14 protein-coding genes, 1 tRNA gene and 3 pseudogenes are annotated in these 20,262 nt (G+C 70.0%); 10 read left to right on the top strand and 8 right to left on the bottom strand.

Going from position 1 to position 20,262, the window contains the following annotated elements; translation table 11 throughout:
* The 4 genes and pseudogenes from ACZ3H8_RS14200 to ACZ3H8_RS14185 all read left to right on the top strand — a co-directional run.
* Positions 1-338, top strand: a pseudogene (locus ACZ3H8_RS14200) (DEAD/DEAH box helicase); the annotation flags it as partial.
* A gap of 246 nt (positions 339-584) precedes the next feature.
* Positions 585-3,626: an FG-GAP repeat domain-containing protein gene (locus tag ACZ3H8_RS14195; protein WP_467401400.1), complete on the top strand. Its 3,042-nt coding sequence runs from the start codon at positions 585-587 to the stop codon at positions 3,624-3,626.
* A 236-nt stretch (positions 3,627-3,862) separates the two neighbouring features.
* Positions 3,863-6,076, top strand: coding sequence for an FG-GAP-like repeat-containing protein (locus ACZ3H8_RS14190; RefSeq protein WP_467401399.1), 2,214 nt, complete (start codon positions 3,863-3,865; stop codon positions 6,074-6,076).
* Positions 6,077-6,196: 120 nt separating this feature from the next.
* Positions 6,197-6,272, top strand: a tRNA-Lys gene (locus ACZ3H8_RS14185).
* A gap of 347 nt (positions 6,273-6,619) precedes the next feature.
* Here ACZ3H8_RS14185 and ACZ3H8_RS14180 read toward each other — a convergent pair.
* Positions 6,620-6,964, bottom strand: coding sequence for a DUF397 domain-containing protein (locus ACZ3H8_RS14180; protein ID WP_467401396.1), 345 nt, complete (start codon positions 6,962-6,964; stop codon positions 6,620-6,622).
* Positions 6,965-7,240: 276 nt separating this feature from the next.
* On the bottom strand, positions 7,241-7,420 hold the full coding sequence (locus ACZ3H8_RS14175) for a hypothetical protein (protein WP_467401394.1): 180 nt from the start codon (positions 7,418-7,420) through the stop codon (positions 7,241-7,243).
* Positions 7,421-7,700: 280 nt separating this feature from the next.
* Between ACZ3H8_RS14175 and ACZ3H8_RS14170 the strand changes: the two are divergent.
* Positions 7,701-8,281, top strand: a pseudogene (locus ACZ3H8_RS14170) (HD domain-containing protein).
* A gap of 138 nt (positions 8,282-8,419) precedes the next feature.
* Here ACZ3H8_RS14170 and ACZ3H8_RS14165 read toward each other — a convergent pair.
* From ACZ3H8_RS14165 to dhaM, 5 genes and pseudogenes are all read right to left on the bottom strand, one after another.
* Positions 8,420-9,581, bottom strand: a pseudogene (locus tag ACZ3H8_RS14165) (glycoside hydrolase family 64 protein).
* 102 nt (positions 9,582-9,683) lie between these two features.
* A complete protein-coding gene (locus ACZ3H8_RS14160; protein ID WP_467401392.1) occupies positions 9,684-10,631 on the bottom strand; it encodes a glycoside hydrolase family 16 protein in 948 nt (315 codons plus the stop codon).
* Between the two features lie 255 nt (positions 10,632-10,886).
* A complete protein-coding gene (locus ACZ3H8_RS14155) occupies positions 10,887-11,861 on the bottom strand; it encodes an aldo/keto reductase (protein WP_467401389.1) in 975 nt (324 codons plus the stop codon).
* Positions 11,862-11,900: 39 nt separating this feature from the next.
* A complete protein-coding gene (locus tag ACZ3H8_RS14150; RefSeq protein ID WP_467401388.1) occupies positions 11,901-12,242 on the bottom strand; it encodes an HPr family phosphocarrier protein in 342 nt (113 codons plus the stop codon).
* Positions 12,226-12,618: a dihydroxyacetone kinase phosphoryl donor subunit DhaM gene (gene dhaM, locus ACZ3H8_RS14145; protein ID WP_467401387.1), complete on the bottom strand. Its 393-nt coding sequence runs from the start codon at positions 12,616-12,618 to the stop codon at positions 12,226-12,228. The genes ACZ3H8_RS14150 and dhaM overlap by 17 nt, the downstream gene beginning before the upstream one ends.
* Before the next feature lie 56 nt (positions 12,619-12,674).
* On the opposite strand from dhaM, the gene ACZ3H8_RS14140 reads away from it, so the two are divergent.
* From ACZ3H8_RS14140 to ACZ3H8_RS14120, 5 genes are all read left to right on the top strand, one after another.
* Positions 12,675-13,451 carry an IclR family transcriptional regulator gene (locus tag ACZ3H8_RS14140; RefSeq protein WP_467401384.1) on the top strand — a complete coding sequence of 259 codons (777 nt, stop codon included), beginning with the start codon at positions 12,675-12,677 and terminating at the stop codon, positions 13,449-13,451.
* A gap of 124 nt (positions 13,452-13,575) precedes the next feature.
* The gene (locus tag ACZ3H8_RS14135; RefSeq protein ID WP_467401382.1) at positions 13,576-14,592 is read left to right on the top strand and encodes an MIP/aquaporin family protein; all 1,017 of its coding nucleotides are present in this window, start codon (positions 13,576-13,578) and stop codon (positions 14,590-14,592) included.
* Positions 14,589-15,587, top strand: a complete 999-nt coding sequence (dhaK, locus tag ACZ3H8_RS14130; RefSeq protein WP_467401380.1) for a dihydroxyacetone kinase subunit DhaK — start codon at positions 14,589-14,591, stop codon at positions 15,585-15,587. Before ACZ3H8_RS14135 ends, dhaK begins: the two co-directional genes overlap by 4 nt.
* An 84-nt stretch (positions 15,588-15,671) precedes the next feature.
* A complete protein-coding gene (dhaL, locus tag ACZ3H8_RS14125; RefSeq protein ID WP_467401378.1) occupies positions 15,672-16,298 on the top strand; it encodes a dihydroxyacetone kinase subunit DhaL in 627 nt (208 codons plus the stop codon).
* A complete protein-coding gene (locus tag ACZ3H8_RS14120; protein ID WP_467401376.1) occupies positions 16,295-17,980 on the top strand; it encodes a phosphoenolpyruvate--protein phosphotransferase in 1,686 nt (561 codons plus the stop codon). The genes dhaL and ACZ3H8_RS14120 overlap by 4 nt, the downstream gene beginning before the upstream one ends.
* Before the next feature lie 350 nt (positions 17,981-18,330).
* Here the strand turns inward: ACZ3H8_RS14120 and ACZ3H8_RS14115 are convergent, their stop codons facing one another.
* Positions 18,331-20,211, bottom strand: a complete 1,881-nt coding sequence (locus ACZ3H8_RS14115; RefSeq protein WP_467402270.1) for a SpoIIE family protein phosphatase — start codon at positions 20,209-20,211, stop codon at positions 18,331-18,333.
* Between the last annotated feature and the right edge of the window lie 51 nt (positions 20,212-20,262).

Genomic DNA, 20,262 nt, shown 5'->3' with positions numbered 1-20,262 from the left:
GTCCGTCGTCCGGTGGCTTCCGCCGCGACGACCGCCCCACGGGTGGCTTCAACCGTGACCGTGACGACCGTGGTGGCCGTTCCTTCGAGCGCCGTGACGACCGTTCCTCGGGCGGCTTCCGCCGCGACGACCGCCCGACCGGCGGCCACCGTGGCAGCGACCGTCCGTTCAACCGCGACCGCCGCGACGACCGCCCCGCGGGCGGCTTCCGCTCCGGTGGCAGCGACCGCCCGTACGGCCGCCGCGACGACCACCGCGGAGGCACCACCGGTACCGGCACGAACACGGGTTCCTTCGGGCGCCGTGACGACAAGCCGCGCTGGAAGCGCAACGGCTGATCCGATCTGGTCCGACCAGACGGTCTGATCCGACGGTCTGACTGACAGGGCCCGTACGACACTTCGGTGTCGTACGGGCCCTGTTTGCGTCTGTGGGGCGGCTGTTGCTGCTGTTACGATCCGTCCACTCGCGTGGGGGTTCTGCCGGGGGGCAGCTCAACAAGATTCCGGTGCCGGACAGGTGCTTGGCCCTCCCACGCCATCTTTTTTGTCCTGGGGAGGGACTGAGTGGCCCATCGTGCCCTCATGCGCGGCGCTGCCATAGCGGTCAGTGTTGCCATCGGAATGACTTCAGGGATCGGCCCCGTCGGCGCAGCGCCCGCGGCCGTGGATCCCGCGCCCGCGCATACGGTCTTCCAGGCCGACCGCTATGTGCCGCGCGGCAGTTCGATGATCTCCGCCGGAGCGAGCGGCTTTCTGCGGCGGGTGGACGGAACGCCGGGCTATCTCTGGACGCGCTACTCCGATAGGCAGTCGGTTACGGTCGACGGGCTCGTCAGCGCCGGGACATATCCCGGGTACGCGGGTGCCGGATCGGACACGGTGGCAGTCCGGAGGGGCGGCGGCGTCGAGCTGCGGGGGATGCACGACGGCAGCGTGCGCCAACTCCCGCTCTCGACGGGCAGTTATCTGGGTACCTACGGCGAGACGGTCGTCACCTATGCCGCCGCGAGCGATACGTATGTCGCCGACCTGAAGCTGCACCGGTTCGCATCCGACGGCTCCGTTGAGGTACGGGACGTGGCACTGCCGGTCACTGCGCGGGTCGAGAAGACTCCTCTCGCTGCCGATGCCCGAACAGTCGTCCTGCGCTACTGGGATTCTTCGGTCTCTCCCGCGCGTCCCCACCTCGGATTGCTCGACATCGCCACCGGGACGTTCACCGTGGGACCGGAGGGGCCCGGGGGGAGCATCCTCGATGCCCGGGCGGCCCTGGGCCGGGACCTCATCGCCTGGTACAGCCCGGGGAACCCGATCCGCGTCGTGCCGCGCGACAACCCCGGTGCGGAACCCGAGATCAGGGCGCTGTCGGCCGGCGAGGGGTCCGTGCGGCTGGGCATCGCCGGTGACTGGGTGGTCGTGGCGCGCGCGCTCGTCAGTCAGCCCCAGGATTCGCGGAACGTGCGTGGCATGCCGCTGGTGGCTGTGCCCCCGGGCGGCGCTGCCCCGGTGAGGCTGCTGACGCACGCCGACAACGAGCTGGTGCAGACCCCGGACGGCGGTCTCCTGGTGACGGGCGGACCGGACTCCGCGCACTGGAGCGTGCGCCGGCTGTCCGGGGGGTCGGGCGGAGGCCCCATCTTCACGACCGACCTTGTCGGTGTTCCGCCCGAGCCTGCGACGATCCGGCACCTCTCTCTGGCCAACGGCACGCTGGCCACTGACGAGGCCGACTCAGGCTTCGGCGGCACATTCGTCAGTCGGTCGGTGACCACCGCCGGGACGAAGCTCTCGGTGGGCGAGCCGGTCACGATGGGCTGGTCGGACTACGGGGCAGGACCATGGTCTGCAGGTGACGGCCGGATGATCCGTACGATGCCGTTGAGCGATGAGACCAACTTCGACTCGCTCGACAAGAATGACTCCGCCGGATTCTTCCGGGTGCCCTCTGGGAATGCCACGGTGCTGGACATCACCGGCCGCTACGCCGTGGTCAACGGCGCGAACCCGGCCATGCAGTACGTGGGCGACCTCGGCGTCTACACCGACCTGATGCCGATCCGCACCCGCCCGGTCACCGCCGCCTCCGTCTGGGGCTCCATTCTCTGGTCGCCGTCGGCCACCGCCGGGGTGCTCGCGGCCGAGAACCTCCAGACCGGTGCCAAGTCGACCCTCGCCACGGGCGCCCCCTGCGTCGCCAAGGACCTTCAGGCGGTGGGGCGTTGGATCTACTGGTCCTGCGGCCCGACCGGTCAGGCCGGGGTGTGGGACCGTACCGCCCGCAAGAACATCCCTGTACCGTCCGGTGAGGCACTCATCGGCGACGGTTATCTCGTACGCCACGACAAGGCGGCGGGCAAGCTGCTGCTGACCGCCTTCCAGGACGGTACGGCCGACGTGACCCGGACCGTCGGCGATCTGCCCGGCACTGCGGTGAACAAGCGGGGCGTGACCTGGACGGTCGACAAGTTCGGTGGGCCGGTCGCGTATGTGGCCTCCGACAAGCGGGTCCATCTGGCTCACAGCGGTGTTCCCACCGAGCGGGTCTCGGCCCTCGAAGCCACCGCTTCCACTCTGGTGACGGTGGGCGGAGCGAGCTGGAGCGGGCGCTGGCTGGTCTCCAAGCCGGTGTCCGGCTGGCAGGTGACCGTACGGAGTGCCGCCACCGGCACGGTCGTACGGACCCTGTCGGGCACTGCGCCCCGTGGGGTGATCGAGGCGTACTGGGACGGGCGGACGGCCACTGGCGGGTACCTCCCCAACGGCAGCTACACCTTTGCGCTGACCGCCACGCCTGCCGACGGCCAGGGCCCGGCGTTCACCGCATCGGGGCCGGTGGCCCTGCGGAAGGGCGCGCCGGTTCGGCACGACCACGTCGGCACCCTGCCGGACGGCATCGGCGATCTGCTCACCCTCAACGGGGCCGGAGACTTCACCTTCCATCGCGGCGATTCCGGGATGCTCTCCGGCAAGACCACAGGCAGCGGCTGGTCCACCTCCGCCCTCGCGGTGCCCTTCGGGGACGTCAGCGGCGACCGGTGCAACGACGTGCTGATCCGGCTGGGCACCGGTGAGTTGCGGGCCTACCGGCCCGGGTGCGGCAAGCCGTTGGACGCCGAGGCCGTGTACACACGCGTCGGCACGGGCTGGGGGCAGTACAACGTGCTGACCTCGCCCGGCGACATGAACGGCGACGGCCGCGCCGACCTGGTGGCCCGCCACAAGGACACCGGGGACCTCTTCTTCTACGCGGGAGTGGACGGCGGTGGCTTCGCCGCCCGGGTGCTGATCGGTACGAACTGGAAGGCGTACACCAAGGTCGTCGGCGTCGGCGACATCACCGGAGACGGCCGGCCCGACCTGCTGGCGCACGACGCCAACGGAGGGCTGTGGCGCTACGAGGGTGCCGGCAACGGCACGTTCAAGGCGCGCGTGCAGGTCTTCTCGGGCTGGGGCCGCGGCTACAACGCGCTCGTGGGGGTCGGCGACATCACGGGCGACGGCAAGGCGGACCTCGTGGCGCGGGACACGGCGGGAGGCCTGTACCGGCACAACGGCACCGGCACCGGGACGTTCGCCGGCAGTGTGCGGATCGGCGCGGGCTGGCAGAGCTACAAGCTCTACTGACCCGGGCGAGAGGCTCTGGCGGCCGGGCCCGTACGGCCGGTCACCGGGGCGTCTCACCTGCGGGATCGATGTAGTAAGAGATGCGGAAACCGTCTTCTGCGCCTGACGGTGCAGCTGTTACGCTCCGGTCACTTGCATGGGGGTAGTGCCCGGGGGGGCTCAACACTTCACGAGGTCGACCGCGGCACATCGTGCCGCGTCCTCTCCATGCGCCAAATCGCCGTATGGAGAGATCCGTGACTCAGCACGTTCAGCCCCGTCGGGCAACTGTCCGCCGGATACTTGGCACCGCACTCGTGCCTGTCCTCGGGTTCGGCATCGCAGCGACGGGTGCCGCGTCCGCCTTCGCGGCCCCGGCCTCCGTCGCCGTCAACGCCGCGGCCGCCGACCCCTGGTCGGCCTCCGTTCCGCTGACGGACGGCACGGCGATCCAGGGTGTTCTCGACGTCAAGACGGCCAAGAACGGAGCCGTCGTCGCCCTGTGGAACCGGAAGCCCGCCGATCACAGCAAGCGTGAACTCGTCGTGGCGGTGCGCCCGGCAGGCAGCTCCACCTGGGGTGCGCCGCACGTCCTGGCCACTACCCCCAACGAGCGCGGTAACGCCCAGCTCGTCACCGCCCCCGACGGTGCCGTCACCGCGGCCTGGGTGGAATACCCGAACGACATCGCCCCGTTCGACGAGAAGCCCGGCGCCGCGTTCCGGATGTCCGTCCTTGCGGCCGGCGCTACGACATGGTCCGCCCCGGCCGACATCGCGACCGCCACGGACAACCTCAACGGCGGGAAGCTGGCCGGCTCCCCGTCCGGGACGCTCATCGCGGTCTGGTCGCACGGCTCGGGACGGTCGTCCGAGATCTACTCCTCCGTCCGCTCGGCGCCCGGCGCAGCATGGTCGGAACCGACCCGGCTGGACGACGGCGTGCTGGAGACGCTCGTCTCCGAACCGCAGCTCGTGTACTCGAGCGCGGGCACGGCGACGGTGGCCTTCTCGCAGTACGGACCCGACGGCGGTGTGCTCAAGGTCGTCGACCGGGCCGCCGACGCCGAGGGCTGGACTGCGCCTGTCCCGGTCTCCGACCCGAAGGTCAGCTCCGGAGCCGCCACCTTGGCGCTCGGTGAGGACGGCCGGGCCACGCTGGTGTGGACGTGGCACGACTTCAACGGGGGCGGCTTTGGCTGGGCGTCCGCTCAGCGGTCGGCCGGCAGCCAGGCGTGGGGGGCTCCGGAGCCGATCAGCGGCAGCGAAGGCGGGGCTTCCAGGGGCGCCGAAGTGGCCGTCGGCCCCGACGGCGATGTCACCGTGCTCTGGGTCGACTACATCGAGGGCAGCGGATTCGGCGCCCGTACCGTCACCCGGTCCCTGGCCACCGGCACCTGGTCCCCGGTGAAGGCGCTGTCCACGGGCTATGTGCCCGACGACCAGTTCGACCTCGCGGTCGGCCCCGACGGCACCGCGCACGCCGTGTGGACCCAGGGCGATGACTTGCGGAAGCTGATGACGGCCTCCCGGGTGAACGGTGTCTGGACCGCACTGAAGCCGCTGAGCACCAACACTGACGGCTACGCCCTGGGACAGGTCACCGTCGACGCCAACAACCGCCCCGTGGCGGTGTGGCAGCAGTCCACCGGCGACTTCACCACACAGCTGCGCGCCGCCACCACCGCACCCGCACCCCCCGCGCCCCTGCCCAAGTGGCGCGACTTCAGCGGCGACGGCAGGGGCGACCTGATCGCGCTCACGTCGGGCGGGACGTTGGCCGTACGCACGGGCACGGGCACCGGCGGCCTCGGGACCGGCGTGTCGGCGACCGGCTGGCCGTCGTCGTCGCTCGTCGTCCCGTTCGGCGATCTGTCCGGGGACAAGTGCAACGACCTCCTCGTACGGAACTCCTCGGGCGCGCTCACGCGGTACGACGGCAGCTGCGGCAAGGCGTTCTCGCCGAGCGGCCCCAAGCTGGCGCTAGGCACCGGCTGGAACATCTACAACACGCTGACCTCGCCCGGCGATCTGACGGGCGACGGTCGGGCCGACCTGCTGGCGCGTACATCGGCCGGTGAGCTGTACCTGTACGCGGACAGTGGCGCGGGCAAGCTGAAGGCCCGGGTGAAGATCGGCACGGGCTGGCAGATCTACAACTCGGTCGTGGGTGCCGGAGATCTGAACGGCGACACGTTCGGTGACCTGCTGGCCCGGGACAGCGCCGGAGTGCTGTGGCGCTACAACGGCACGGGCAAGGGCACGCTGAGCGCGCGCGTGAAGGTCGGCTCCGGCTGGCAGATCTACAACTCGGTTGCCGGTGTCGGCGACATCACCGGCGACGGCAAGGCGGACCTGGTCGCCCGCGACACGGCCGGTGTGCTGTGGCGCTACAACGGCACGGGTACGGGCACGCTGAGCGCCCGCGTGAAGATCGGCTCCGGCTGGCAGACGTACAAGGCGCTGTCCTAGCCTCCCGGGCGAGGGCGCTGCGCCTGGCCTGCCCCATCTTGTGACCGGCGACGGGCCGGTGATCCGATACCCGATCGGCTCACCGGTTCCGTCCGGCTATGCTCGGGGGTGTTGTGCCGAGGGCCGTTAGCTCAATTGGCAGAGCAGCGGACTTTTAATCCGTTGGTTGTGGGTTCGAGTCCCACACGGCCTACCACTCAGCCCCAGGTCAGAGACTCTCTGGCTTGGGGCTGATCTTGTTTCCGGTGCGCCCGGGTCGATTGCCGGCCCGATCGGCAAACGATCAAGACAGGAAAGAGCCCCGGTCTGTCCGCGACGGGGGACGCAGACAGGCCGGGGCAGTTGGAGAGGGCTAGGCGGTGGCCGGCGCGCTACCGGAGAGGCGGCCCTTCGGCGTGGCTCCTCCGCAGTTCTCGCAAGAGACGACGACCAGGCCCTGATAGATCAGCGGGACCGTTTGCCGACTCTGGCACTCCCGGCACGGGGTGTGGCGGAACTGCTCGATGCACCTGTGTGCCTGAACCACCTGGCTCGCGTCCATGATCAGACAGCCGCGGCGATCTCTGGAGCGGCCGCCAGCTCCTCCTCGCTCGCCCGGAGGTGGTCGAATTCGCCCGCGAGCACTCCGTCGAAGAACTTGCTGATCTCCACACGGCTCATGAACAGGACCGGACCGTCCGTGTCCTTGTCGTCGGAGATCGCCACCATGCGGGTGCCGTCCGGGATGCGGTCGTGCGGATGGTCCTTGGCGTCCGGCGCCGCGGCCAGAATCACGCAGTCCTTCACGATCGGGTCGAGGTCGGTCCGCCCTGCCTTGTGCCAGTCCAGCCCGGGGGCGTTCGCGTTCTCGAAAGCGACCGTTCCGCGGCCATTGCTGAGTGTGCCCATGAGTGGTGTCCTCTCTCGTGGATGTGCGCTGTCTGTGCAACCGCCCCGGCCGGGGTTTCCTGGCCGGAGTCATCCGGTCGGGGCGGGCGTCAGTGGGGTGTACGCAGCCGGCCGCGCGCCTTCTCAGCGGGCTCGTCGTTCTCACCTTCGGCGGTCTCGCAGTGCCCGCCGGCCTGGGCGATGCGGCGGCGCATGACGGCGCTGTGCGAGGCTCGCGGGCGAGGCGGTCCCAGTCGTCAACGAGGCACACGATGGGGCCGGTGGCTGCGTCCATGGCTACGCACAGCGAACTGAACTGCGGCGGTGCTGGCCAAGGGCGTGGTCGCCGAGGTCGAGCCAGATGCCCGCGATCTCCCAGCCGCGGGACTCGGCGTAGGCGCGGCACCGGGCGAGGCGGATGTCGAGGGTGACCGGGATCGGTGAGGCTCCGCACATCCAACTGTCCGACGACTTCATTGCCGCGTCTGACGCGGGTCCCTGGCAAGGCAACAGACGGATGCGCCACCTGGTGCGCGGTCTCACGCCACACCAGGGTTCTTCGACCTCAACGTGCACACCTTGTGGACGTTCCTCGCTGCCCGACCGAGCCTCCTGCGCCCTTCTCCTGCAGGCCGCGCCCTGCGCGAGCGGCTCCCCGTGATGTTGGATGGCCCAGAGCTGTCGACGCGTGCGCGCCGAGAGATAGAGGGCATCCGGTACGCAATCCGCCTTGCCGAGGCGTGAGAGGAGACGGACGGTGGCTGACGACCTGTCCGCGGTGGCGCACTTCCTGTACGAGGCGGGCACGCTCAAGCACGCGCGGCGCACGGGATGGTGGATGGCGGGGTCCGCGATCCGGAGAGCGTCGCCGAGCACGCGTGGCGCACGTCGTTGATCGCTTCGATCATCGCGAAGCTTGAGGGCGCTGACCCCGCGAGGGCAGCATTTCTCGCGGTGTGGCACGACTCCCAGGAGACCCGCACCGGAGACGTGAACTACCTCGGCAAGAAGTACTCGTCAGAGGCCAAACCGGAGGACGTGACCGCGGACCAGACGGCCGGCATGCCCGAGGTGCTGGCCTCGACCGTGCGGGACCTGGTGGCCGAGTATGAGGCGAAGGAGACCCCGGAAGCGATCTGCGCCCGGGACGCGGACAAGCTCGAGTGCATGCTGCAGGGCATCGAGTACAAGGCGCAGGGATACGAGAACGCGCAGCGGTGGATCGACAACAGTCGCGGCCGGCTCGTCACCGAAACCGGGCAGCGTCTCGCCGACGAGCTTCTCTCGCAGGGGTCGCTGGATTGGTTGCGTGCCGCCCTGGGCGAGAAGCCGGCCTGACCCTGGACGCACGAATGCGCCCCCTCCCACCCCAAGGTGAGAGGGGGCGCAGTGCGTCACGCAGGACGGACGCGTCAGCGCCCTGGGCGGCCTTGCCCTTGCCGAGGACCGTCACTCAGCTGGGTCGTCAGCGCGTGATCAGCTAAACGGGTCGAGCGTGATGTACGCCTGCTGCGGATTGCCGTCGTGCACCAGCGACTCATGGGCGCCGACATCGTCGAAGGCGAAGGCGTACGCCTTGCCGTCCGCCATCTGCGCGTGGATCTTCCGCGCGAAATGGTTGGTCACCGCGTCCTTGTAGAAGCCCGCTGAACTCGCGTCCGGCTGGCTGGGGTTGCTCAGCAGTGTGGAGCGGTTGTAGCCCGCGCACAGCGTGCGGGAGATCGGGCCGCGCACCTGGTCGTTCGGGGCGTCGAGCAGCTTGTAGCAACCGAAGATGCTGTCCGAGTCCGGCTTCTGGAAGGAGGTGACGACCGCACCGGAGCTGTTGGTGAAGTTCATGGTGTTGCCGGAGACCCTGCCGTAGTACTTGACGTTGGGCTGGTCGGCGAACGGAGTGACCGTCAGCGTCGAGGTGGAGTACTTGCTCCACACACGGTTCACGTAGTCGTTCATGACGCTCGCGGGCAGAGCGCCCGACGCGATCCCGTGGCCGGGCGCCAGCGCGCGCAGCACGGTGCCGTCGGAGCGGGTCTGGATCAGACCGGCCCAGCCGCCCGGCTGGCCCCGGAGCGCGTTGAAGAAGCCGTTGTAGCCGCCCGGCTTAAGACGCCCTGTGCTCTTGGTGGTTCCGTCGGGGCGTTTGACGCCGACGGCGTAGGGAGCCGAGAACATATCGACCTGTGTGCTGTTGATCCACAGGCCGGAGTCATTGAGCGTGTACTCGGACCAGTTGAACAGGATGTTCCTGTTCGGGTCGCTGGGGTTTTGGACCGCGGGCTGCACGAGGCCGCCCGTCGTCAGCTTGAAGACAAGCTTTTGTCCGTACGAGAAGTAAATCCGGCCCGAGAACTTCGGTATCCGGATGGTCTTCGACTGGCCGCCTGCCGGGCCGGCGATCGAGGCGTCGGGCGCCGGGGTGGGCGGATTGCTCCCGGCAGGCCAGGGGTGGAAGGTGCCGCTCGCGTCGGCCCAGCCCTGCTGACCCGTCGAGAGCAGGGTCCCGATGTTGTAGACGTAAATCTGTTCACTGCGGCCGGAGTTGTTCTTGAAGGTGAGCGGGATGGTCGCGGGGACGGCGGCTTTGGTGGTTCCTTCGGCCTCGGCGGCTCCGGCGGGGGCCCGTGGGGCCGGCCGTCATCAGTCCCGCGGCGCTCAGCATCGCCGCGATGAGCGGCACCAGCAGCTTTCGTCTCAGCTTGACAGGCACGCGGTACTCCTTGTCAGAGGGAGAAGGGCACGATCACCGGGGCAGGGTCGTGGAGTCGATGTACGCGTTGACGGCGGCCTGCGGCTGGTCGTGTGCCGGTCCGTCCAGCGGATCCCAGGTGTTGGTGTGCCAGACGTTCTGCATGAAGGCGGACGGCTTGCCGGGGATACGGGAGGCGGGGCCCCGGTAGTCCCACAGGATGTTCTTGGTGCCGTCGTTGTTGTACGTCCAGAACGTCACCGATCCGGGCTGCCAGTCGAACATGTAGGTGTGGAACTGCGTCGCGGAGTTGAATCCGGCGATCGGTTTGACGCTCGCGGGGCTGTTCTCGCCGGGCTGCGCGCTCTGGCAGGGGCCGCCGAGCTTGGTGACGTAACAGTTGTGCAGAACCGTTCCCGTACGCATGTCAATGGCACGGGAGATCTTCCTTACCGCGCCGGTGCTGTCGCTGTAGTCGGTCCACAGGGTGAGCCAGACGACATGCGGCTGGGCGCAGAGCACCTCGACGTCGATCTCGTCGTTGTCGGGAAGGCCGTTGCCATTGGCGTCGGAGTGGTCGGACGCATAGGTGAAGGTGCCGGTGACGACGCCCGGGCGCCCTTGTCCCGAGCAGTCGGCGGTGCGAAGACGCGAGCCGTAGGTGCCGTAGCGATACGTCTTGTCGTCGCTGGTGATCTCCACCCCCTTGCCGGGACCGACGCCGGGGCGGGCGGCGAGCTGCATCCGCAGGGCCTTGCTGTCGTTGGCACCGGACATCGTGACCACGCTGACGGTGCCGCCGGACGCGGAAGTTTTCGAGAAGTAGGGGGAGTTGCCCGTCCAGTTCTCGACGCGTGGCGCGGCGGAAGCGGGGGTGATCGCGAGCACGAACGCCGCGGCGGCTGCGGCGACGACCACGACTCGGCGCGAGCGCAGCCGGGTTTGACGGGCGGGCAGGCAGCCGTTGGGGGACGTGTGGGGTGGCTCGTGATGACGATCCATGACCTCTACTTCGTGGGGGAAGCGTAGATGCTGACGGAAGCGTGAGAGCGCTCTCAGAATGGGAGGACACCGTCAACCTGTCAATGGTCCAGACAAAGGCGCAGGCCGACGCGTCCGCGCCGCACGGTGCCGGGCGGCGAGGCGGGCATAGCGGCTCTTTCGGGATGCCGCGGGGTGGGGGTGCTGCCGCGCATGCGCGGCTACCGCGCCGGAGCGCGGCGCTCCGGCGCGGTATCGGTGCGCTGAGGGCTGGTGCTAGTTCCAGGGGAGCTGGGACCTGCGGGACCAGTAGGTGTGCGGGGTCTCGGCGAGGTCGGCGAGCTGGGCAAGTTGGTCGGTGCTGAGGTGCACGGTGGTCGCGAGCAGGTTGGCGGTGAGCTGGCGCGCGGTCGCTGCCCCGGACAGGACGATGTGGGCCCAGGGCTGATGGAGTGCGGCGGCCAGGGCGATGGCGTCGCAGGAGGCGTTCGTCGCGTCCGCGATCGGGGCGAGGACGGGGTGCAGAGCCAGGTGTGGCTGGGCGAGCCGGCCGTTGGCGAGTGCTTCCTTGACGATGACCGTGCGGCCGGCGTCGTACGCCTCGGCCAGGGCCGGTCCGGCGGAGGGCTCCAGCAGGTTCCAGGTGGTCTGCACGCTGCGGAAGAGGGGTTCACCGTCGACGGCGATGTCCAGGGCGGCGCGGATGGCGTCGCGCTGATTCGGGCCGCTCGTGGTCAGGCCCACGGTGACTCCCTGGGCGGCCAGTTCGGCGAGGCGGTGGTGCAAGGTGGTGTCGGTGAGGGCGGTGCTGTCGGGGGTGACCGAGTGGACCTGGTGGAGGTCGAGCCGTCCGCCGAGGAGGGATCGGGTCTCGGCGAGCTGCCGGTCGTAGGTGCGGGCGCTGTGGTCCTTGACCTCGTGGGTCGGGGCGTCGACGCGCCAGTCAGCGGTGTACGTGTAGCCCCACTTGCTGCCGACGAGCAGGTCCCGGGGCTTGCCGCGGCCGTTCAGCCAGTCGGCGAGGAACTCCTCGGCGCGGCCGTAGGAGCGGGCGGTGTCGATGTAGCGGATGCCGCGGTCGTAGGCGAGGTCGAGGAGTTCGTGCGCGTGCCGCCGCATCGCGGCGATGGTGCGCTCGGCCGGCAGATCGCTCTCGTGCCCGAGGGTGATGTAGCCGGGCCGGCCGACCGCGGCCAGGCCCAGACCCATCCGTTCGATCGACGCCCGGGGAGGTGCGGGGGACATAGGCATGGTCGGCGGCTCTTCCGGTGCGGTGGTGGGTGGGCCTGGCTATTCGGCGGTGGCGAGGATATCGGCCAGGGCGGTGACCGCCCTGGCCGCGTCGGGGCCTTCGGCGCGCACAGTCACCGTGCTTCCGGCGGTGGCGCCCAGGCCCATCACGGCAAGGACGCCGGTCGGGTTGACCGTCCGGCCCGCGTACTCGAGCTGTACGGCGGCACTGGTGAAGCCGGCAGCAGCGCGGGCGAGCCGGCCCGCCGGACGGGCGTGCAGGTTGGCGGGCAGGACGATGGTGATCTCGTGGACGGCGGTAGGCGCAGTGGCTGCGGTGGTCGCGGCGTATGCGGTGGTCGCGGTGTGTGGGGTGGCGGTGGACTCAGAGCTTGGGGACATTGCGGGCCTCCTTGGCGGCCTTGGAAACCGTCTCCAGGTCGGCGCCGGATGCGGCGGTGACCACGGCTGTGACAGCTCCCTCGACGAAGGGCGCGTCGACGATCAGCACGTCGGAGCGGGGATGGTCTTCCAGAACGGTGCGGGCGGTGAGGACGGAACTGCCGAGGTCGGGAAGTACGACAACGCCGCCTCCGCGATCGGCATCACGGATCGCGGCGAGAACGAGGTCGTAGCTGGTGCCGATCCGGCCGTCCTCGGTCCCCCCGGCCGTGGCGACGGGGACATCATCGGAGCCGATCTGTTCCACCAGCAGGCGAAGGCCCGCGGCGAGCTCGGCGCTGTGGGACACGAGTACGATGCCGACAGGTGTGTTCATGAACGCCTACGCTAAATCTCGGAACGAGATTCAGCAATACTGAACAAGGAGTTTTTATGGTGCAGGCGGTGCAGCGGGCGGCGCAGATCCTGCGGGAGCTCGCGTCCACAGGGCCCCGGCTGGGCGTGACCGAGCTGGCCGACCGCCTGGGTGTGGCCAAGCCCACCGTCCATGCCCTGCTCCGCACGCTGGAGGCCGAGGGGATGGTGGTCCAGGACCGTGACAGCTCCAAGTACCAGCTCGGCCCGGGCCTGGTGCGGCTGGGCAACGCCTACCTGGACACCCAGGAGCTGCGCACCCGCTCGCTGACCTGGGCGGACCAACTCGCCACCCGGGCGGGCGAAGCGGTGTGGGTGGCCGTGCTCACCGACGACCACATCCTGGTGGTGCACCACGCCTTCCGGCCGGAGGGCGCCGTGCAGATCCTCGAAGTGGGCGCCAGTATCCCGTGGAGCACCTGCGCCCTCGGCAAGGCCATCGTGGCTTTCGTTCCGGCGGCCGAGCGCGAGCGGCTGCTCGCCGGCGAGCTCGCGGTCCTCACCGGCACCAGCGTCACCGACCCGAAGGAGCTGGCGGGCCAGCTGGGCGAAGTCCTCAAGACGGGTTACGCGCTGGAGGACCAGGAGTCCGCCATCGGTGACGCGGGCATTGCGGCCCCCGTCTTCGACCGCTCGGGCGAGGTGGTGGGTGCCATCGGCATTGTGGGTCCAGTCGAGCGTCTGCTGGCCGAAACGGCACGTCAGGAGCTCGCTGTCGCGGTCCGCGAGACCGCCCGCAATCTCTCCCGCGACCTGGGCGCACCCCGGGGAACCGCCCGGCGCGCAAACACCTGACCCACCAGGGGGCGCAAGCGCCCTGGCCCGCCCGCCCCGTACGCCCGAGACTCCCTCCGCAGTCGGGCCGCGACCGTCCGAGCAAGCCCGGTCGCGTAGCTGACAAAGGCCCACGGCACCCGCCGTGGGCCTTTTCGCTGCCCGGGCAGCCGCGGCTTCAGACCTCTTGACACGCGCGAAACCCGGGCTTAACGTCCGAACAACGTTCATCAATGATGAACGCTTTTGCCGGAAGTTCCTATCCGGTTCCCTTGAGCCGGCCGCCAGGCTGCCCGTCCCCAACCGCAGACTGGCGGCCACCTCCCTTCACAGCCCGCTCCGCGCGGAGGAGGTGAGACGCCCAATGCGCCGCCCGGCGCTGGGCGCCATCATGGAAGAGAACACTTACCCTCAAAAGCTTCTCGCCGAGATGCTGGGCACCGCGACGCTGGTGTTCATCGGCGTCGGTTCGGTCCCCGCCACGCTCATCATCGGCGGCCAGGCCCCGTTCACCATGGCCGAGCTGGGAATGATTTCGCTCGCGTTCGCCACGGCCGTCATTGCGATGGTCTACGCGATCGGTCACATCTCCGGCTGCCAGATCAACCCGGCCATCACCCTGGCGCTGGCCGTCACCAAGAAGATGCCCTGGCGGGACGTCCCCGGCTATATCGCCGCCCAGGTGACCGGTGCACTCCTGGGATCCCTGGCGATCGTCGGCGTACTCGGCCACAAAGCCGTGGACGTCGGTCTGGGCATCGCCACGTACAGCCCTCAGATCAGTACGGGCCAGGCCTTCTTCGCCGAAGTCATAGGCACGTTCATCCTGGCCTTCGTCGTCTTCGGTGCCATCGACCGCCGCTCGGCCGGTGGCTTCGCCGGCCTTGCCATCGGACTGGCCGTGTTCGCCATCATCATCCCGGTCGCGCCCGCCACGGCGGCGGCCATCAACCCTGCCCGTGCCATCGGCCCCATGATGATCGGTCAACTGTTCGGCGGCACGGTCCACTGGAACCAGCTGCCCGTCTATGTGATCGCCGAGGCCGTCGGCGCAGTCGCGGGCGGTTTGCTCTACGCCGCCTTGAACGCCCGTCGCCGCGCCGCCATCGTGACCGAGGGACCGGCCAAGCCGGTCGCGGCCGCCGAAGGAGTCCTGTCGTGAAGAAGCTCATCAACGCTCCCGAGGCCGTCCTGGACGACGCCCTCGCCGGGATTGCCGCCGCCCACCCCGATCTCCGTGTGGACGCGGAGAACAAGGTGATCACCCGGGCCGACGGCATCAGACCGGGCAAGGCCGCCCTCATCTCCGGCGGCGGCTCCGGACACGAGCCGCTGCACGGCGGCTTCGTGGGACTCGGCATGCTGGACGCCGCCTGTCCCGGGGAGGTGTTCACCTCGCCCGTACCCGGGCAGATGCTTGCCGCAGCCCAGGCTGTCGACGGCGGTGCGGGCGTGCTGTTCATCGTGAAGAACTACACCGGCGACGTCCTCAACTTCTCGATGGCTGCCGAACTGGCCGCCGAGGAAGGCATCACGGTCGAGACCGTCCTGGTCGACGACGACGTCGCCGTCCAGGACTCCACCTGGACCGCCGGGCGCCGGGGCACCGGAGCCACCGTCTTCGTCGAGAAGATCGCCGGGGCCCTGGCCGAACAGGGCGCCTCCCTCGCTTCTGTCGCCAAGATCGCCCATCAAGTCAACACCTCCTGCCGGTCCTTCGCCGTCGCCCTGACCTCCTGCACCACACCCGCCTCCGGGAGGCCCGGCTTCGACCTGCCCGAGGACGAGATCGAGGTCGGCGTCGGCATCCACGGCGAACCCGGACGCAGCAGGGAAAAGCTCCGTCCGGCCAAGGAGATCGTGGCCACCGCCCTGGACGCGATCCTCGCCGACCAGCCCCTCACCGCAGGGGACGAGACCATCGTCATGGTCAACGGCCTGGGCGCCACGCCCCTGCTGGAGCTGTACGTGGCCTACAGCGAGGTCGCCGCCGTACTCGCGGACAAGGGCATCGTCATCGCCCGCAACCTGATCGGAAACTACGTCACCAGCCTGGACATGGCTGGTGTTTCCATCACCGTGTGCAAGGCCGATCCCGACATTCTGTCCCTGTGGGACATGCCCGTGAACACCCCCGCCCTGCGCTGGGGAGCCTAGAGAGAGCCGGGCGGGTCCGGCACTCGTGAGAGTTCCGGACCCGCCCCCACCCCCGACAGCGCGACCCCCAAGAACGGAGACTCCGTGGACATCGACCTCGCCCGCACCTGGGTGCAGGCCATCGCCGCCGCCGTGGAAGAGCACAAGGACCACCTCACCCAGCTCGACTCGGCCATCGGCGACGCCGACCACGGCACCAATATGCACCGCGGCTTCTCCGCCGTCGGCGCCGCACTCGCCGACCTCGCGCCGGACACCGTGGGGGCCGTGCTGGTCAAGACGGGCACAACCCTGATCTCCAGCGTCGGAGGCGCCTCCGGCCCCCTCTACGGCAGCGCCTTCCGCGCCATGGGCAAGGCCCTGGACACACCCACCGCCGACACGGAACAGTTCGCGGCCGCCCTCGCGGCCGGACTCCACAGCGTCCAGACACTCGGCACGGCGGCGGCCGGGGACAAGACAATGATCGACGCCTACGCCCCCGCGCTGGCCGCCTTCCGACTGGCGGCCGACTCAGGCAGCGATTTCGCCGCCGCCGCCCTCGCGGCCGCCGACGCCGCCGAGGAAGGCATGCGTGCCACTACCCCCATGCAGGCCCGCAAGGGACGCGCCTCCTACCTCGGCGCCCGCAGCATCGGCCACCAGGACCCGGGGGCCACCTCCACCGCGCTGATCTTCCGCGCCCTCGCCGAAACGATGGCCTCCCGATGACTCGTCGGACCTTCCCCGGCCACGCCGCCTCGCACGGCATAGCCCTGGGCTTCCTCCACCGCACGGACCGCCCGCCCACCCATACCGCCCTGCCCCGCCGTAACGCCGGCGACCCGGTGCAGCAGGTCACCGACGCCTTCGACTCTGTCGCAACCCGGCTGCTCGACCTGTCCACCTCCCTGCGCGACCAGGGCAAGGACGAGCAGGCCGACATCATGGAGGTCAACAGCTACATCGCGCTGGACCCAGACCTGCGCGGCCAGGCGATCCAGCGAACGCGCCAGGGACAGCCGGTGCCCGTCGCCGTCCACCAGGCTGTCGACAGCTACGCCGGGGTCATCGCCGCTCTCCCCGACCCCACGCTCGCAGAGCGCGCCGCCGACGTCCGACAGGTCGGCCGCCGCGTCCTGGCCCACCTGCACGGTGACACCGGCACAGCGCCCGACCAACCGCTTGTCCTGGTCGCCCACGAAATAGGCGCGGCCGACCTGCTCGAACCCGGACAGACAGTGATCGCCGCCGTCTCTGTCACCGGCGGCCCCAACTCCCACGCCGCGATCGTTGCCCGCTCCCTGGGCATCCCCCTCCTGCTGGCGGCCGACCGCCAACTCCTGGACCTGCCGGACGGCCAAGAGGTACTGCTGGACGCCCACCGAGCCACGGCGGTCACCCACCCCGACGAGCACGAACGCACCGCAGCCCTGGCAGCCATGGACGCCGCCCGTGCCCGCCGGGCCACGCTCGCTGAAGAGCGGTATCTGCCCGCCGAAACACTCGATCACCACCGCGTCACGCTGCTGGCAAACGTTGCCACCCTCACCGAGACCCGCGCGGCGCTGGAGGCCAATGCCGAAGGTGTGGGCCTCCTCCGCACCGAACTGCCCTTCCTCAATGCCCGCACCTGGCCGACCCGCAGCCAGCACGCCGCCGCACTCGGCCCGCTCCTGCGAGCCCTCAAGGAACACCCCGTCGTCGCCCGCACCCTGGACTTCGCCGACGACAAGCTGCCCCCCTTCCTCAGCAACGGCCACGAAGGCCAACGGCTCGGGCGTGGCCTTCCCCAAATGCTGGCCCAACCCGACGCCTTCGCCGATCAGTTCCGCAGCCTGCTCACCTCGGGCAGCGAGACCGATCTGCGCATCATGATCCCCATGGTCGCCGGGATCGACGAGCTACGCGCCTGCCGGCGTCTGCTCTACGCCGCCGCCGCCGAGCTCGGCGTCGACGCACCGCCCCTTGGCATCATGGTCGAACTCCCCGAAGCTGTCGCCGCTGCCGACGACCTCGCCCGCGAGGCAGCCTTTCTCTCCATCGGCAGCAACGACCTCACCAGCCAGATCCTGGGCCTGGACCGACGCGACCCCGCTGCCACCCCGGCCCTGGCCGCCCACCCCGCCGTACTCCGCGCCATCGCCCAAGTCGTCACCGCGGCGCACCGCCACCACCGTCACGTCTCCGTCTGCGGCGATGCGGCTGCACACCCCCTCGTCCTCCCCCTCCTCATCGGCCTCGGCTGCGACACCCTCTCCGTCGCACCAGCCGCTCTGGACGAGGTCCGCGCCCGCATCCGCCGCCTCAGCCGCGACACCTGTGCCTCTGTCGCCACCACCGCCCTCACCCGCGAAACTCCCGAGGACGCGTGGCAACTCGTCCAGCAGCACTGCCTGCCCCCGCTGCCCTGATAGTTGCGAGCGTGCTGCGGGATCGCCCTCACATCCCTTCAGCGGAAGGTGCGGTCACTTCTCGGCTTGGCTGCTCAGCAGCCCCCTTCGTGCGTGAGCGATGCGTGAGCGATGCGTGAGCGGACGACGAAGCGCACGCCGTCCTGGGGCGGGTGGGCGGTTGCCCCTCTGACCTGCTACGCAGCGCCCCGACTGGTTTTCCACGGTCGGGGCGCTGCTGATGGCGGTCTTCACCGTGTTCGCCCGACTGTCGAGTCGCAGGCAATTCCCTTACACGGACTGAAAAAACCTCAACGCCTCGGCGTCCCGTCGACGTATTCCGGGGTGCCGTAGACCAACTCTGGCTGGTGTTACGGCGCTTCCGGGCGCCCCTCGCGAAGTTTCTCGGGGATCTGCTGCTCGAACCAGACGACCTTGCCGGTGCTCAGCCTCCTCGCACCCCAGCGCCGCGCGAGCTGATCGACCAGGAACAGGCCGCGGCCGCCCTCGTCGCCCGGCTCCGCGTGCCGCATCCTGGGCACTTGCGGCGAGTCGTCGGCCACCTCGCAGCGGAGCACGTCGGTGCGGAGCAGCCGCAGCGCGACGGGCCGCGAGGCGAAGCGTACGGCGTTCGTCACGACCTCGCTGACCAGGAGTTCCGTCGAATCGAGCATGGAGTCCAGGCCCCAGCGGTGCAGTGCCCTGCGGGTCAGCCGGCGTGCCCGCCCCGCGGTCAGCGGATGAGGTTCCAGGAACCAGTACGCGACGCTGTCCGGAGGGAAGCCGTCGAACCGGGCGGTGAGCAGTGCGATGTCGTCGTCCCGGTCGCCCGGGCCCAAGGTGTCCAGCACCTGGTCGCACAACAGTTCCAGCGGTGCGAATACGAGCTTTTGGGCTGCGGCCGAGAGGCGGGCGCGCAGCGACTCAATCCCTGTCCACACGTCTGTGCCGCGGGACTCGACGAGGCCGTCCGTGTAGAGAAACAGGGTCGCTCCGGTGGGCGCGGGCATCTCCACCGATTCGAAGGCGACGCCGCCGACGCCGATCGGCGCGCCCGGCGGGACGCGCAGCACCTCCCCGCGACCGTCCGGGTGCAGGAGAACCGCGGGCGGATGGCCGGCGTTCGCCACCAGCAGGCGGTGCGATATCGGGTCGTAGACCGCGTAGAGGCAGGTCGCTATGTGCTCGCTGCCGAGGCGCTGGGCCTGCTCGTCGAGGTGGTGCAGGACCTCGTCCGGGGGCAGGTCGAGCCCGGCGAGGGTCTGCACGATGGTGCGCAGCTGGCCCATGATCGCGGCCGATGTCATGGAATGGCCCATGACATCGCCGACGATCAGCGCGACGCGGTTGCCGGGGAGGGGTATCGCGTCGTACCAGTCGCCGCCGACCTGGGCGGTCTCCGAGGCGGGCAGGTACCGGCTGGCCAGCCGGACGCCGGTGGGCTCGGGCAGCGACGACGGGAGCATGGTGCGTTGCAGCGTGTCCGTGACGGAGGCCTCGTGTCCGTACATCACTGCCTTCTGGACGCCGAGAGCGGTGTGCGTCGCGAGCTGGGAGGCGACGAGCAGGTCGTCACCGGTGAAGGCGGGCCGGTCGGGCCGGCGCAGGAGGACGACGGTGCCCAAGACGCGGTGGCGGCCGTGCAACGGGGCGATAATCAGCCTCCGGCCCGGCGGCAGCGTCCCCGGGTCACTCGCCATCGGCCCCAGCAACTGGGCCACCGCGGGCGCGACCTCCGGCTCGTCGCCGAACGCCGGCCGCCCGGCCCACAGCAACTCCGTGAGCTCGGCGACATCCGGGCAGGTGAGAAGGCTGCCCAGCAGGGGCATCCGGGACCAGTCGGCGTCCCGAGCCTCCGGCGCGACGTCGATGCTGTGCAGCTTCAGCGCGACGGGCGTGGCCGACTTCTCGTCCCCGACCGGCAGCGGATCGTGCAGGTGGATGACTATTGCGTCGGCGAACGCGGGGACGGCTGCCCGGCGCAGTTCCAGGAGCGTCTCGTCCAGGTCCATCCCGCGGGCGATCTGCCGGGTCGCCACGTCGAGGTATCGAAGCCGGTCCGTCTGCGGCCCGGCATCGTGTGTCGCCGCGTCCCGGGAATGTTCCACTTCGGGACTTTCGGCGCGCGACGCGGTTCGCCCCGTGTCGAGGGCCGGGGCGAGCGGCCCCCACTCCGGCCGCCCGGACGCGGCCCCGGCGCGGCCCCGGCGCGGCGGGGGCGGCCGGGGTGTCCGGGTGACCCGCGGGTCCATGGGCGCGGTACCCCCCACCTGACCCAGGGGACCGCCCGGCCGGGCGGCCTC

Source organism: Streptomyces sp. NPDC002868 (assembly GCF_055563295.1).
Note: the sequence above shows the minus strand (reverse complement) of the source record. Positions and strands in the feature narration are given on the sequence as shown.